The sequence below is a fragment of the Clostridium magnum DSM 2767 genome (genome assembly GCF_001623875.1).
In the GTDB taxonomy this organism is placed as follows: Bacteria; Bacillota; Clostridia; order Clostridiales; family Clostridiaceae; genus Clostridium_AM; species Clostridium_AM magnum.
The window spans coordinates 1-14,681 of record NZ_LWAE01000018.1 but is presented as its reverse complement, the minus strand read 5'-3'; the positions used below and the strand labels follow the sequence as shown (position 1 = coordinate 14,681).

The window sequence follows — 14,681 nt, the reverse complement described above, 5'->3', positions numbered from 1 at the left end:
TCATTGTATTTGCAGTAATAGTAAATCTGATAAACCTACATATTATCCTTACTGTTAAGAAATATCAGAAGGAATATACTAAGGAAGAAAGAAAAGCTTTGAAAGAAAAAGAGTTAAAGCTAAAAGACTTGAGAGAAGAATTGGATGAAGAGCAAATTGCAAAAGTTAAGAAAAACAGAAGAATTGGAAGAATCATTGCAATTGTTGGTATAGTAATTTTTATGATTTGCTACTTTACGATTCCTTCTCTTCATGATGGATTAAATAGGGCTTTTAATACAATATCAAAGCTAGATACAGCAGTAGTAATTGATTACCTGAGGTCCTATGGTAAATTAGCTGTAATAGTGTCATTTACTCTTATGGTTCTTCAGTCAATTGTTGCACCAATTCCAGCTTTTCTAATTACCCTTTCAAATGCAGCTATATTTGGATGGTGGCAAGGAGCAATACTATCTTGGTCATCTGCTATGGCAGGGGCTGCACTATGCTTCTTTATAGCGAGGGTGCTTGGTAGAGACGCTGTTGAAAAACTTACTAGCAAAGGTGCAATGGAAAGTATAGATGTTTTCTTCGAAAGATACGGAAAGTATGCAATAGCAATCTGTAGACTTTTACCATTTGTTTCATTTGATTTTGTAAGTTATGCGGCAGGTCTTACTAATATGAAATTTTGGGCATTCTTCATAGCAACAGGTTTAGGTCAATTACCAGCGACAATCGTGTATTCATACGTTGGTGGAACACTTACAGGTGGAGCACAAAAATTGTTTGTTGGACTATTAACACTATTTGCTTTATCGATAGTAATAGGTATTGCAAAGAAAGTATATAGTGATAAGCATAAAGGTGACAAAAAAGAAGAAAAAGATGAATATAATGAGGGCCTGGTGTAATATACATCAGGCTTCTATTTTAGGAAAGGAGATAGAATATATGTCAAAAGGATTAAAACAGGTTATTATCATTGTATTGACAATAGCTCTTTTTATAATCTACAATACCTTTCTATCCAATATTACTGCACAAGCCATTCGTGATTGGATAACTGGATTTGGCACGCTAGCACCCATTGCATATATTCTTGTGTGGGTTGCGCTGCCAGTATTTTTCTTTCCAGTTCCTATATTGGCATTGGCAGGAGGTCTTTCATTTGGCCTTTGGACAGGTACACTATATACTTTAATTGGTGCAGCGCTTAATAGTTCCTTGATGTTTTGGCTGGCTAAAGTATTGGCGAGAGATATGGTAAATAAATACCTAGAAGAGAAGATGCCAAAAAAATGGTGGGATAAGTTTATAAGAGCAAAAGGAAAAGAAAGCTTTCTAATTGTATTTATATGCAGGCTAATACCAGCAATGCCCTACAATGTAATTAACTATGCATCTGGGCTCACTAATATCCCTTTTAGCAAATATACTATTGCTACAATTATAGGAATTTTGCCAGGGACAGTAATATTTCTAAATGTAGGGGACAAGATATTAGATGTACACTCACCAGAGTTTATAATTTCTATAGTGCTAGTAATACTGCTTACTTTAGGGTCAATACTGTTAGGGAAGATGGTTTCTAAAAAGAGAGAAAATATAATTGGAAAATAATAAATGGAGCAAAACCTTTTGGATTGGCTAAACAATATTATAAAAAGTAGGGATAGAATTACAAGGGGTATCTGAGAAATGTATAGATTGAGATAAATTCACAAAAAAATAGCACACTTTTTTCACGTGTGCTATTTTTTTATTCTATAGGAAATTATAAAAATTTAAATCTGTGGATAACTTGTGGTAATATTAATATATGAATACAGAAAAAATAACTATTAAAGAGATATTAATTGATAGGTATGATGATTTTAAAAATAAATATTGGTATAGGGTTCCTGAGAATATGCGGGATCATATAGATGGTTTAGTAAACAAGGCTATTAGTTGTAGTGATATTAAGAATGGATTTGCTGAATATATTTGCGAAGAATGTGGAGATATAACTAAAGTACCTTTTACATGTAAAAGTAAGTTTTGTAACAGATGTGGTAGGCTTTATACTCTAAAATGGGCAGAAAGACAGCAGCAAAACATGTTGAGAGTTGTTCTTAGATACAGTGTATTTACAATGCCTGAAGATCTTAGGAACTTTTTCTATAGTAGGCGAGAACTATTAAAAGAATTACAGGATGGTGTATATAATGTTATTTCTCATTGGTATAAAAAGAATAAGAATTGTGATTATGAAGTAGAAGTAATTGCGGTAATACATACATTTGGTAGAGATTTAAAGTGGAATCCACATGTACATGCTTTAGTTACTGAGGGAGCTGTAGATAAAAATAATAAATGGTGGAAAAGTGTAGAGTATATACCTTATCCGTTTTTAAAGAAAGCATGGCAAAAGGTATTACTAGATATAATTAAGAAACATTTTAATTGTTATAAGACAAGGCAACTAATCAGTAATATGTATAAAAAATACCCTAAAGGATTTTATGTAAATGCAAAAAGGAGATTAGACGATACTAGACAAGCAGTTAAATATATAGGTAGATACCTTGCTAGAGCTGCGATAGCAGAATATAGAATAGAAGAATATGACGGTGATAATGTTACCTTTTGGTACGAAGATCATGATGATGGTCACAAAACAAGGGTTAGCATGAATGTACTAGAGTTCATAGGAAAAATAACACAACATATAGTACCAAAGGGATTTAAAACAGTTAGGAGATATGGATTATATTCAAGGAGAAGAAATAAAATATCCAAGGAAATAGTTCATTTATATAATTTTATCAAGCAAATGTCTATAGAGAGATTACTTAGAGATAAAAAGCAAGAAGTAGAAAAGAAAAAGACTTGGAAAGGAAGAATTATAGATAGCTTTGGAAGAAATCCAATCCAGTGTAAACGATGCGAAATAGAAAAAATTCTTTGGAAAATATGGCATAACGACTATGGGATAATATATGATATAAGAGAAACTAGAAATGTGGAGGATATATTATATGATCCTGTTAGTAGAACGCCGTTACACAGAAAAGTTATACAAATATCATTGCTTAAAATGTAAGTATTGGGAGTGGGCTCCCGCCGATATCGTATATGAGTTTGCAGATATGGATATTTATTGTAATGAGAAATATGATGAAAAGCAGAATAGTAAAAGAAAGGGTATGCCTGTTATGGTATGTCCTAATTGTAATGCAGATTTTTATTATTCTGGTGAAAAAAAGAAGAGGAACATTCATATCTAACAGAAGATGCTGAATGTATCCCTTTCTAAACATAGTCCCCGAAAGGGGATTTTTTTATATATAAAATTTCAAGTAATTAAGATTAATGTTAATTACTAAAGCAGCACTATTTTTTTGATATTTTTACTTCAATTTATTCATTGTTCGCTGAATGTTAATGTGAGGGACACAGGAAGTACACACCAGAAAAATATAATCATCTTGTAACAAATAATAAATAAATGGAGGAAATAAATTATGAAAAAAATAATTTTAACATCTTTACTAATAGCTGCAACGGTGACTACATTACATGTAAAATCTTTTGCTGCTGACAACAAGGAAAAAAATTCACCGGTGAAAATTACTCAAAGTGTTTCTACTTTGAATGCGTTAACAAATCTAACCGGTAGCATTGAAAAAATAGGAGAAAATAAAATTGAAGTAAAAGCAAAAGATGGAAAAGTCTATACTGTACCTGTTAACGAATTTTCTAAACAAGATGGATTTAAGGATTTAAATTTGAAGGTTGGTACAGAGATATCTTTAAAAGGTATGGATTTTTCTAAAACTTCCATTGGCGTAAAAGCTACTAAGGCTACTGAAAGTTCAGACTCGAAAGACATTAAAGTTGGCAAAGTAGGTATTTCTATTGAAAAAATTTCTGATTTAAAAAATATACAATCTAACAATAAAGATAATCTTTCTACTATGGTTCCTATAGCTAGTAAAGATGGAGAACAAGATAAATTATTCTTTATTGCAAGTGAGTTAACTGCAAACGGAAAGACTTTAAAACTAGATCTAGATAGTATTACTCAAGTAGTTCCTGCTATATCTGAACTAACAGAACTAACTGGTACTATTGAAAAAATAGGAGAATATGAAATCGACGTAAAAGGAAAAGATGGCAAAACTTATACTGTACCTCTTAATGAGTTTTCTAAATTAGATGGATTTAAAGATTTAAATTTGAAGGGTGGTACAGAGGTATCCTTAAAAGCTATGGATTTTTCTAAAACTTCCATCGGCGTTGAAGCTGTTAAGGCTACTGAAAGTTCCGACTCGAAAGGCACTACAGTTGATAAAACTGGTACTCCTGATTTAGCAAATACAAAATCTGACATAAAAGATACTTCTTCTGCTGTTCCTGCTGTGGCTGCCGTAGCTAGTAAAGATGGAGAACAAGATAAATTATTCTTCATTGCAAGTGAAATAAATGCAAATGGAAAGACTTTAAAACTAGCTAGCTCTAAATAGTATATTGCTAATATAATTTGGCACCTGCTTATAGTATAATATAAGCAGGTATTCTTGTGGTTGTGGTATAATTTTTCTTTTGTGCTAAGGGATTATCTATTAAATAAAAAGCGAGGTTTTAGCATTATGAGCAGAAATATTCTGTTAGTTGAAGATGATGAAAGAATACGAGAAATTGTTGCAGATTATTTTATAAAAGAAGATTTCCATATCTTCGAAGCGGAAGATGGTAGACAAGCTATGGATATTTTTGAAAAAGAGGAAATTAATTTGATTATTTTGGATATTATGATTCCTAAGTTAGATGGGTGGTCAGTTTGTAAAAGACTAAGAAAAATATCAGATGTACCTATTATTATGCTTACAGCAAGGTCTGATGAAGAAGATAAATTAATGGGGTATGATTTAGGCTCTGATGACTATGTAACAAAGCCCTTCAGTCCGAGAGTATTGGTGGCTAAGTCGAAAATGTTACTAAAAAGAACGGAAGGTTCCGTAGGTAAAGCAGATGGAATTTTAACTTACAATGGCATAGAAATAAACAGACTATCTCGTACTGTTAAAATAGATGAAAGATCAGTGGACTTTTCCACAAAAGAGTTTGAGCTTATGTTTTATATGATGGAAAATAAGGATATTGTATTGTCAAGAGAAGTTATTTTAAGTAAAGTTTGGGGCTACGATTATTATGGAGATTTAAGAACTGTTGATACTCATATAAAAAAGCTTAGAAGTAAACTTGGAGAGAAAGCCATTTGCATATCCACCATCATTGGTGCTGGATATAAATTTGAGGTATCTAAATGAATAAAAGAAGCATTGTATTTAAGTTATTTATTATCACATTGCTATCTTTTACTGTTTTTTTAGCGCTTTTTATAACAGCGCAAACTATGTTCTTTAAGAAATTCTATATAACTACTAAGATTTCCAAACTTCAAAAAAACTTAAATAATTTCAGCCAACAATACCAAAATGAAACTTGGGACAGTTCTACTATTACCAAAAATATAAACAAATTTACAGACCAAAATAATGCCCAAATTGCAGTGTTAGATGCAAATGGAAATGTAAAATATACTCCTAATTTTGAAATTATTATAGAGTCTTCTTCAAGAAACAAAATTAAACTACCATTAAGCAGCATAGCATATTTAGATGGATTTCAAAACTTAAAACTTACAAAAGGTGATGAGATTGAAGTTGGAGGGTATTTTGGTGATGATTTTAGCCAAGTTTTATCCTTACTAAGTATAAAAAATGGAAATGAAAAGTGGGAGAATTCAAATCTTAGATTTGTGAATAGCAAAGGAGTGACAGCTGTAAGTAAAGAAGCTACCCCTGTAAATGATTTTGGGAGTAATGTTTCAAAAACTGTAGAAATTCCCAGCATAACTAGTGCAACTTATTCAGAGGACGTAGAAGCGGTTAAGCCAGTAATCAATTTTAAATTAGAAAAGATTGTTGGGAAAATCATAGAATTAAATATTCCATCTCAAATCGAACAATTATCAAATTATAATACAGATTTGCTCTGGACCTCTATTGACTATTGGAACTGGATTTTAAAACCCCAAAAAATTGGTTTGAAGCCAAATAAAATAAGCAACTTCCACTATTCAGGTGGATCTAATGGTATGGATAATATAGCACTTGTAAAGCCGATCATTAAAGATAATAAGATTTCGGAGTTTATATTTGTTATTACTTCTTTACAGCCAGTAGGTGAGGCTATAGATACCATGAAACTCTACTATTTTTACGCTTTTTTATTTGCACTTTTAGTAATAATTGGGATGTCTCTTCTTTTTTCAAATATTCTATCTAAGCCGTTACTTAAAATGAATCGAGTAGCTGTAAAAATGGCAGATTTGGACTTTTCTGAGGAATGTGAAATACATTCTAAAGATGAATTAGGTAGTCTTTCAACAAGTTTGAATCTGTTATCTAAAAACCTTAGTAGCAGTTTATGGGAGTTAAAAATTGCAAATGAAGAGCTTCAAAAAGACATAGATAAAGAAAGAAGCCTTGAAAAAATGCGTAAAGAATTTATCGCCAGTGTCTCTCATGAATTTAAGACCCCTTTAGGAGTTATAAAAGGCTTTGCTGAAGGAGTTAAGGATAACATTGCAGAAGAAAAAAGAGAATATTATATTGATGTTATCTTAGATGAAATTGGAAAAATGGATGAACTAGTATTGGATTTACTTGATCTTTCAAGACTTGAATCAAAAGTATACAAACTAAAACTAGAGCACTTTCATGTTATTAATCTCATAGATGAAGTTCAAAGCAGACTATTGACTCGTGCCAATGAAAAAAATCTACTTGTTGAACTTCAGTATGAACAAGCCGATATTGAAGTTTATGCAGATAGGAGAAGGATCGAGCAAGTTATAACGAATATTTTAAGTAATGCCATAAGACATACCAGTATTAACGGAAATATTCAAATAAATGTTGTTAAAAAGGACTGCAGTGCTTATGTCTCCATTGAAAATAGTGGTGAGCATATTCTGGAAGAGGATTTAATTAAAATTTGGGATAGATTCTACAGAGTTGAAAAATCTAGAGACAGAAAAACTGGGGGTACTGGTCTTGGTTTGCCTATAGTGAAAAATATTCTTTTATTACATGAAAGTAATTTTGGTGTAGAAAACACTGACAGCGGAGTGAGATTTTATTTTACTCTGAAGCTTTAGTATCACATAGTACTCCTAAAATTGTTATAATAACACCATTTGTATTTCTAATTATATGGTCAGTAAAGGCTGGTATAGAAGTAATTGGGAGATAGACAGAACTCTTTGTTATTACACAATTTATGCTACTAGTAATAGTGGAGAAAAACTCTAATACAACTACCCATTATTCATATAATTGGACGTGCCAAAGCTATTCTTATTATATAGGAATTTTTTGTTTTTTTGTACAAAAAAGTATGCCGTAAGGCATTGAAAATAAAGACTTTGCAAGTTTGTGTAAAATATTTCAAGATAAAAACTTAGAGGATATAGATCTTATGAACTTAATACTACTTCCATTAATGAAAAGTAAAAAAGGATAAACATGAGCTTATTAAAGATACCATAGAATTAGCTAAAGAAGTAGATGACGAAAGAAATCAGTATTTTATTATTGCTGGAGTGTTAACCTCTACAGATAAGTTTATTGATGAAGAATATGCTAATATGGTAAGGAGTTGGTTAAATACTATTCTTATTTTCTTCTCGTATTTAAAAGACTTCACTACGAAAAATTATATCACATTATAAAAATAATATTTAGCCTGATTTGCAGAATATTAGTGTATAACTTTGTTAACAATTGACAAATTTAAAAGTATTTTGTAAAATGGTAATTGATATGAAAAAAGGAGAAATGAAAATGATAAATGAAATATCTGAAAATAAGCTAATGGAGTCTTTTTACAATATGATGCCGTATTTTAAATATTACTTTGGAACAGACTTAGGTTTTACGATTTCGAATACTGAAAAATTTCTTTTAGTGCAAGATACAGAAAACCTAAGAATTAAACTTAAAACGGGCGACAAAATACCTGAAGGTTGTGCTGCAGATATATGTATGAAAAAAAAAGAAATTATACATAATACAATACCAAAAGAAGTTCTTGGAATACCTGTAGAGACAATTGGAATTCCAGTTTTTGTTGATGGTAATATAGAGGGTGCATTGGTAGTAAGTATGAGTGTTGACAAAACAGAAAAAAAAGAAAAAATATCTAATCTAGCAAGTATATTATCAGAAGCATTAACACATATGAGTTCAAATGTAGTAGAAATGGCTACTACGTTTCAACAAATAAATCAAACAAATGCAAGTATTAAAAATTTTATTCAAGAGACGAAAGAAAGCTCTAAAAAAACTGATGAAGTTTTGACATTTATTGATGGAATAGCAAAACAGACCAATTTACTTGGACTAAATGCTGCTATTGAATCAGCTAGAGCAGGAGAATATGGAAAAGGATTTGGCGTGGTATCATCTGAAATAAGGAAGCTTTCAAACTCAACAAAAGAATCAATAAATGAAATAAATAGAATCTTAAATAATATACAAAATTCAATAAATGAAATATATGAAAGATTTGAACAGTCTAATGATTTATTAAAAAATCAAACAGGAGGTCTTCAAGAAATTACTGCTACTATTGAAGAACTTACATCTAATGCGGCGCTTTTAGATGAATTTGCAAATGAACTGTAAAAAACCTTGTAGTAAGCTTAACATTTGCAGCCATTCTGGTCATAGCTTGTTTTTTATATTCTTTAAAATGGAAGAATTATAGATTCATCCATACTGAAGAACAACTACAATTTTTTAGGCAGTGGGCTAAAGATACAATAAGTAAAATATAAAATAGGAGTAACCCTTATGTTGCTCCTATTCTTTATCTTATTTTGATCTATTCCGTAAAAACTTGCTCTAATCATTTCTTGCTAACTGCTTTTTCTTATTTATAAGCTTTAGATTTAAATCCAGACATCTCCTATAAGAATAATAGCAAAAACTCATTCCAAGAAGTTCTGCTGTAACTAAAATCGGTGCTATGGATATTATAGAAACCTTAATACCTTCAACAAAATAATAATAAGCAGATGGAGTACAGGAAATAGCTCCAATTACAATAAAGACAGCTATGAATGCTAAGTTCACACCCTTTTGTTTTATGTCAAATATATATATAAAAACAAGCCTAGAAATTGTTCCAATAAATCCTCCAAGTATTGAACACATAATTAGTATAGTTACAGTCTCACTATTCATGTTTATAGATATTACTTCAACCATGCCGACAAGTAATCCAATAAATATAGATACTATTAAATTAAATAAAAAGTCCTTTAAATTCTCTCCCATACTAATCACCTCAAAAACCAAGAAATTTTTTAAAATCACTTAAATATTTTCGTGTAACATAAACTTCTTCATCTATATTCATAATTTTTAATATTAGCTTACTATTGAACCATGAGATAATGCGATCAATCTTCACTACATTTACAATAAAACATTTACTTACTCTTATAAAACCTTTATCTTCCAACTTTTCTTCTAATTCATAAAGCTTTTCCCTGACTTTATATTTTTTTTCCCTTGTTCTGCAAAAAACATCATTTCCCATAGCCTCAAAGTAATAAATATTATCATAGGTCAATACCTTAAGTTCATCCTCCTGGCATCTTCCTGTAATTACATTTTTTATCTCTTCCTTACTAGCTGATACTTGGTCTAAATAATCAATTAGAATATTTATAGTGTTCATATCAAAGTATATTCCTATTTTGCCTTCTTCTAAAGCAAAGCCCTTCTCAATAATACAAACCTTAGAATCCTTACTAATTCTTATTTTTCTATTAGTAAGCATCTCCTCTAATATTCTTCTTATATTTTCTGAACAAATCAAATTTACTTCCATCCAAAAACCCCATTTTTATTGCTTTTACCTTATTAATTACATTTGCATTATAACACTTTTTAACATCGATTTATATTTTTAAAAATTATTTTTTAAGGTTTACTTTAATGGCATAACCACTTTTAATTTTATATACTCCATTTAATGAAACAACATTTTTATTTAAAGCCTCAAATTCAGATTTATTGTTTTTAATATCATATTTAATAGAAAAGTCAATCTTCCCATCACCATCAAAATCTATGCTTTGTGATATTATTTGAGGCATATTTTTGCTTTCATAATCAACTTCAACAAAGCCCTTAGATCTGTCTGAAAATAGTCCTTGGAATACAGGTTTGTGTATCTTTAGCTGACAATCTTCTAGAGAAATAACTTTAGATATTTCACCACCAGTATATAAAGGAGAAACTTTTAGTGATGTTATATTGATAAACTTTCTAGCACAAAAGTCGTTGCCTATAAAAGTAGCTAGCACTACAAATAAAGTTAAAACAGCAATAATATATCCTAAAATAGCTTTTAATTTAATCATTTTGATACGCCTTCCTCTACATAACTTAATTTTGTATTAATGTGTCACTTATTTTATCTAAAAAAAGCTTCCTGTAGTTATAAGCTTTAAAAGTCTAAATAGTCCATTAATTATTGTTCCACCGCCAATAGTCAGTGCGAAAATATAAGCAGGATAAAGGAAAAGATATCTTGATAGGTTAGTTCTTATTCCTATTTTTGTGCCCTTTATATGATAAGATATAGCGGAAGCAGGGCAAATATCTATACATTTTCCACACTTAGTACAGGTCATAAGAGCTTGTGAATTTGATAGACTATTTTCATCTATAGAATAAGTAGGGCATTCCCTTACACATTTTTTACAGTTTAAGCATTTATTTTTATCTATCCTTATATCAAAAATATTTATCTTATTAGTAAAGGATTGAAAAGCTCCGAAGGGACAAAATAATCCGCATTGTGTCCTTTTTCCAGTGAGTATAGGTAATATTATAACTAAAATTAAAAATAGAGAATAAAACACTACAGCTTTAAAAAATACTGTTACAGAAGTTATTTGTTCTGACTCAGTAACTGCTTTAAAAGGACAGAGCCAATCACAATAAACAGGGGAAAGAGTAGCCGCTGATAGGAGCACAATGGATATTAAGATAGCAAAGGATAGATAAGTCCATTTCTTATTTATGTTTAGCCTTGTTTTTTTACATAATGAAGAACAGCCTTCATCAAAGCCACCATAAAAACAGGCCCAGCTGCACCAACCCCGTCCTAAGGCTATAGAGGCACCAAGCCAAATTATTATCATGCTTGATATGCTGGCAAATCCATCGAAAAGGGAACCAGGGAAAATTATTGTTTTAGTTAAAGCAGCTGGTATTATAATCATTGGAATTACCATATGACAAAAAGGAGTTTCACCATTAATAAAAGTGGATTGATTATAGAAAATGCTGCCTCTTACTTCTACTAAATTAGTCATAAAGCTAACTGCAAAAAGTAAGGCGTAGGTCACAAAAAATATTTTTCTGTATCTATAGGTTTTCTTTGTGTATACAATAAAGAAAAATATCAAATTTATAAAAGTATATCCTATTAAAAAGGAACTCTTCATTAAAGGCTCTTTTGAAATTCCTTTTCCACCTGTCATCATAACAAAACTTATCAGTAATATAGGTATGCAAGCCAGTATTGCTTTAAAGATTCCTTTATTTTTGCTTACTTTTGTTGATTTGTTAATTTCTAAATTGCTCATTTTAATATCATCTCCCTAAAAACATCATTATTCCTGAATACATATAAAATACTCCAATTACCAAAGAGCACATTTGACCTATTAATTTAACTTGATTACCTTTTAAAATACCTATAAATGGAATAGGTATAAAATAGATGGCTGTACCTATGAAAAAGGCAATAAAATACAAAATACTACTAGAAATGTTAGTAAAGAAAGCAGCGTCAGAGAAAGCTAAAATAAATGGCGGGCAAACATTTATACCCGTAAAAAAACCCAGAAGTAATATTATGGTGAAGCTTTTTTCATTGTTTATAGGGTTAAAAAGTTTATTGAAGTATCTGATATTGCAGACTCTATGAGAGTTTCTAAAGCTGTAAAAAATAAGTGTAAAAGATAAAAATATATAGGACATAGCAAATATAATTTCTTTATATTCAGATTTATCTATTATATAGTTTCCTGTAGTCCATGCTAGAAGTGCAAAGAGTATATAGCCTAGAAGTCTTCCAAGCATAAATTTGAGTAAGCAAATAAAATTCCACTTTATTTGTTTATTTTCACTCAAAATGTAAGGCACGAATACAGGAATACAAGAAGCAAGGCAATAAGCGCCGCTTGAAAGCCCGAGAATAAAGCCTTTTATCATATTAAAGTACCTCCATGTTTTACAAATTTATTATTAAAGTAATAATTGATTTTAAAATTGATAGGCTTCTTATCTATAATTCTATTGTATTGAAGCTTATAAATCGAAACTATAGATTTCTTTTAATATGCAATATTGGGCATGTAAGATGCATTAAACTGATACAAATTAATGGGTGAACATACAATAAAAGGTGGTGTAATAAAATTCTAAAGATGATTATGTTTTTGCAGCAGTATTAGCGACTACAGATTTGAATGTACAGAAAACTATGAGGAAAGTAGAAGAATGTTATAATGCTTTAAATAAAGAAGGATTTTGGAAGGGGAATGACCTTCAAAATTTATCTCATATTATGGCTTTGGGAGAAGAAGCTGTTGAAGAAAATGCTTAAAGGCAAATAGATTATAATTTTTAACAATAATTTAAACAGGGTGTTTAACCCTGTTCTTTACTTTTCTAACTTTTTTCCAACTGCAGCAAGGTATACTGTAAATTCTTCACTTCCATCTAATGATAAAAGCTCGTCTATCATCTTTTGGTCGTATATGGCAATAGCACATATTCCAGCATCAACTGATTCACTAGCTAAATAGAGATTTTGGCATACGTGTCCAATATCTATTAGAATTTTTTTGTGAGCTGTAATATCAAACTTCCACTCAGATCGATATGGTGTAGCACTCCAAACAAAAAGTACTGCAGCTTTTTTAGCAAAGTTAGGTACAAAAGGTTGTTCTAGGGTAATTTCATCTATTTTTTTATCTATTTCATCTAACTCAAACATAAATAAGAGTTTGTGCTCCACTGGAAGGTATCTGTAGATACCCCTTTTTATGCCTTGGACCTTTGTAATAAATAGATATGTCTCAAAGCAGTGTGTTGCACCACTACAGGGAACAGTTCTAAGGGTAAGTCCAGCCTTAGTAGTGCCAGAAATACCTTGGGTAGCCCATAGCAAATATGATAATTCTTCAAGACTTATTGATTCATCTGCATAAAACCTTGTACTTCTTCTATCCTTTATGCACTCATAGATATTGCTTTTTTTCACAACGCCTTCACTTACCTTCGGAAGATTAATAATATTATCAGATAAGCCATAAGATTTAACGCTTGGCGGTTGCGCTATCCCTTTCATCTTATCAGTTTTTATACTTTTAAATTCATTAAAATTAGACTTTAAAAAACTTCTATGTTGTTCATATCTTGACATATTGTTTTCTCCTTCGTTATTTTTACTATATAATATCATATTCCAATGAAAAATCTGTAACATAGGTTACGTTCGCTAATAATGAGTAAGTAAAATGAAAAACTGCATAATTTTAATAACTAAAAAGATAGTTGAACGAATCCAGAGAGGATAGTCATCGAATAAACTAAGTCTGGTGTATCACTATGTGAATTATTGAGTATGTAGAAGTATAATGACATAATAATAGAATATTATATGATTAAAGGGATATATTAATAGTTTTCTGTATGTGTACACATGTTAAGATACTATTTATCGCTTCAAGAGGTGACAAATGCAAACAACAAATAAGTTTGTTTGATATTATGTGTAAGCTGTTAAAGACGCAGTACAATAATGTAATGTGGTGTGAGTAACTTGGTAACAATTTACTAATTGACAGACAAGCACAGAGATGATAAAATGTAAATCCGATCGCAGATAGTGATCAGATACATCGGTTAACTGGTAATAAATTACTAGTTGACAAGCTAAGATGAAAATGATAAGATATAAATCCGGTCGCAAACAAGCGACATGATCCTTGAAAATTAAACAGAGGTTGAAAGTCAAAATGACTTTTATTAAATAAACTAAACCAGCAATTCTTTAACTACTATAATATAGTAGTGAGTAAAAATGTAATGAGCATTCAAACTTTTAAATTGAGAGTTTGATCCTGGCTCAGGACGAACGCTGGCGGCGTGCCTAACACATGCAAGTCGAGCGATGAAGCCCTTCGGGGTGGATTAGCGGCGGACGGGTGAGTAACACGTGGGTAACCTGCCTCAAAGAGGGGGATAGCCTCCCGAAAGGGAGATTAATACCGCATAACATTAGTTTTTCGCATGAAGGACTAATTAAAGGAGTAATCCGCTTTGAGATGGACCCGCGGCGCATTAGCTAGTTGGTGAGGTAAAGGCTCACCAAGGCGACGATGCGTAGCCGACCTGAGAGGGTGATCGGCCACATTGGAACTGAGACACGGTCCAGACTCCTACGGGAGGCAGCAGTGGGGAATATTGCACAATGGGCGAAAGCCTGATGCAGCAACGCCGCGTGAGTGATGAAGGCCTTCGGGTTGTAAAGCTCTGTCTTTTGGGACGATA

At 31.1% G+C, this 14,681-nt stretch carries 15 protein-coding genes and 1 rRNA gene; 10 read left to right on the top strand and 6 right to left on the bottom strand.

Annotation, left to right across the window (positions count from 1 at the left end):
• Window positions 1–221: 221 nt before the first annotated feature.
• The 8 genes from CLMAG_RS34070 (at window position 222) to CLMAG_RS29545 (ending at window position 8,723) form a co-directional block, all read left to right on the top strand.
• A complete protein-coding gene (locus CLMAG_RS34070) occupies window positions 222–896 on the top strand; it encodes a TVP38/TMEM64 family protein (protein ID WP_242873186.1) in 675 nt (224 codons plus the stop codon).
• A 40-nt stretch (window positions 897–936) separates the two neighbouring features.
• On the top strand, window positions 937–1,605 hold the full coding sequence (locus tag CLMAG_RS29570; protein ID WP_066631121.1) for a TVP38/TMEM64 family protein: 669 nt from the start codon (window positions 937–939) through the stop codon (window positions 1,603–1,605).
• Window positions 1,606–1,804: 199 nt separating this feature from the next.
• Entirely contained in the window at window positions 1,805–3,070 is a 1,266-nt protein-coding gene (locus tag CLMAG_RS29565) for an IS91 family transposase (protein ID WP_066631060.1), read from the top strand.
• A gap of 46 nt (window positions 3,071–3,116) precedes the next feature.
• Window positions 3,117–3,254 (top strand): hypothetical protein, encoded by a 138-nt coding sequence (locus tag CLMAG_RS32850; protein WP_161487065.1) that lies wholly within the window; start codon window positions 3,117–3,119, stop codon window positions 3,252–3,254.
• 237 nt (window positions 3,255–3,491) lie between these two features.
• The gene (locus CLMAG_RS29560; RefSeq protein WP_066631058.1) at window positions 3,492–4,493 is read left to right on the top strand and encodes a hypothetical protein; all 1,002 of its coding nucleotides are present in this window, start codon (window positions 3,492–3,494) and stop codon (window positions 4,491–4,493) included.
• 126 nt (window positions 4,494–4,619) lie between these two features.
• Entirely contained in the window at window positions 4,620–5,300 is a 681-nt protein-coding gene (locus CLMAG_RS29555; RefSeq protein WP_066631056.1) for a response regulator transcription factor, read from the top strand.
• Window positions 5,297–7,195 (top strand): sensor histidine kinase, encoded by a 1,899-nt coding sequence (locus tag CLMAG_RS29550; RefSeq protein ID WP_066631053.1) that lies wholly within the window; start codon window positions 5,297–5,299, stop codon window positions 7,193–7,195. Before CLMAG_RS29555 ends, CLMAG_RS29550 begins: the two co-directional genes overlap by 4 nt.
• 685 nt (window positions 7,196–7,880) lie before the next feature.
• The gene (locus CLMAG_RS29545) at window positions 7,881–8,723 is read left to right on the top strand and encodes a methyl-accepting chemotaxis protein (protein ID WP_066631051.1); all 843 of its coding nucleotides are present in this window, start codon (window positions 7,881–7,883) and stop codon (window positions 8,721–8,723) included.
• A 219-nt stretch (window positions 8,724–8,942) separates the two neighbouring features.
• Here the strand turns inward: CLMAG_RS29545 and CLMAG_RS29540 are convergent, their stop codons facing one another.
• The 5 genes from CLMAG_RS29540 to CLMAG_RS29520 form a co-directional block, all read right to left on the bottom strand.
• Window positions 8,943–9,377 carry a hypothetical protein gene (locus CLMAG_RS29540; RefSeq protein ID WP_066631049.1) on the bottom strand — a complete coding sequence of 145 codons (435 nt, stop codon included), beginning with the start codon at window positions 9,375–9,377 and terminating at the stop codon, window positions 8,943–8,945.
• Window positions 9,378–9,387: 10 nt separating this feature from the next.
• Complete coding sequence (locus CLMAG_RS29535; protein WP_066631047.1) at window positions 9,388–9,936, bottom strand: LytTR family DNA-binding domain-containing protein; 549 nt, start codon at window positions 9,934–9,936, stop codon at window positions 9,388–9,390.
• 85 nt (window positions 9,937–10,021) lie between these two features.
• On the bottom strand, window positions 10,022–10,471 hold the full coding sequence (locus tag CLMAG_RS29530; RefSeq protein ID WP_066631045.1) for a hypothetical protein: 450 nt from the start codon (window positions 10,469–10,471) through the stop codon (window positions 10,022–10,024).
• A gap of 57 nt (window positions 10,472–10,528) precedes the next feature.
• Window positions 10,529–11,704: a 4Fe-4S binding protein gene (locus tag CLMAG_RS29525; protein WP_066631043.1), complete on the bottom strand. Its 1,176-nt coding sequence runs from the start codon at window positions 11,702–11,704 to the stop codon at window positions 10,529–10,531.
• A 7-nt stretch (window positions 11,705–11,711) separates the two neighbouring features.
• On the bottom strand, window positions 11,712–12,335 hold the full coding sequence (locus CLMAG_RS29520) for a sulfite exporter TauE/SafE family protein (RefSeq protein ID WP_066631041.1): 624 nt from the start codon (window positions 12,333–12,335) through the stop codon (window positions 11,712–11,714).
• Window positions 12,336–12,588: 253 nt separating this feature from the next.
• Between CLMAG_RS29520 and CLMAG_RS31330 the strand changes: the two genes are divergently transcribed.
• Window positions 12,589–12,729: a DUF4003 family protein gene (locus CLMAG_RS31330; protein ID WP_082832150.1), complete on the top strand. Its 141-nt coding sequence runs from the start codon at window positions 12,589–12,591 to the stop codon at window positions 12,727–12,729.
• 57 nt (window positions 12,730–12,786) lie between these two features.
• On the opposite strand, the gene CLMAG_RS29515 is transcribed toward CLMAG_RS31330, so the two are convergent.
• The gene (locus CLMAG_RS29515) at window positions 12,787–13,551 is read right to left on the bottom strand and encodes a SagB/ThcOx family dehydrogenase (RefSeq protein WP_066631039.1); all 765 of its coding nucleotides are present in this window, start codon (window positions 13,549–13,551) and stop codon (window positions 12,787–12,789) included.
• Window positions 13,552–14,233: 682 nt separating this feature from the next.
• Here CLMAG_RS29515 and CLMAG_RS29510 point away from each other — a divergent pair.
• Window positions 14,234–14,681 (top strand): 16S ribosomal RNA (locus CLMAG_RS29510); the annotation flags it as partial.

Bases quoted from the DNA above. Each gene is read 5' to 3' on its own strand.
- CLMAG_RS32850 (WP_161487065.1), top strand. From the start codon at position 3,117: ATGGATATTTATTGTAATGAGAAATATGATGAAAAGCAGAATAGTAAA.
- CLMAG_RS29555 (WP_066631056.1), top strand. From the start codon at position 4,620: ATGAGCAGAAATATTCTGTTAGTTGAAGATGATGAAAGAATACGAGAA.
- CLMAG_RS29535 (WP_066631047.1), bottom strand. From the start codon at position 9,936: ATGGAAGTAAATTTGATTTGTTCAGAAAATATAAGAAGAATATTAGAG.
- CLMAG_RS29530 (WP_066631045.1), bottom strand. From the start codon at position 10,471: ATGATTAAATTAAAAGCTATTTTAGGATATATTATTGCTGTTTTAACT.
- CLMAG_RS29565 (WP_066631060.1), top strand. From the start codon at position 1,805: ATGAATACAGAAAAAATAACTATTAAAGAGATATTAATTGATAGGTAT.
- CLMAG_RS29560 (WP_066631058.1), top strand. From the start codon at position 3,492: ATGAAAAAAATAATTTTAACATCTTTACTAATAGCTGCAACGGTGACT.
- CLMAG_RS29525 (WP_066631043.1), bottom strand. From the start codon at position 11,704: ATGAGCAATTTAGAAATTAACAAATCAACAAAAGTAAGCAAAAATAAA.
- CLMAG_RS29520 (WP_066631041.1), bottom strand. From the start codon at position 12,335: ATGATAAAAGGCTTTATTCTCGGGCTTTCAAGCGGCGCTTATTGCCTT.
- CLMAG_RS29550 (WP_066631053.1), top strand. From the start codon at position 5,297: ATGAATAAAAGAAGCATTGTATTTAAGTTATTTATTATCACATTGCTA.
- CLMAG_RS29540 (WP_066631049.1), bottom strand. From the start codon at position 9,377: ATGGGAGAGAATTTAAAGGACTTTTTATTTAATTTAATAGTATCTATA.
- CLMAG_RS34070 (WP_242873186.1), top strand. From the start codon at position 222: ATGATTTGCTACTTTACGATTCCTTCTCTTCATGATGGATTAAATAGG.
- CLMAG_RS29570 (WP_066631121.1), top strand. From the start codon at position 937: ATGTCAAAAGGATTAAAACAGGTTATTATCATTGTATTGACAATAGCT.
- CLMAG_RS29545 (WP_066631051.1), top strand. From the start codon at position 7,881: ATGATAAATGAAATATCTGAAAATAAGCTAATGGAGTCTTTTTACAAT.
- CLMAG_RS29515 (WP_066631039.1), bottom strand. From the start codon at position 13,551: ATGTCAAGATATGAACAACATAGAAGTTTTTTAAAGTCTAATTTTAAT.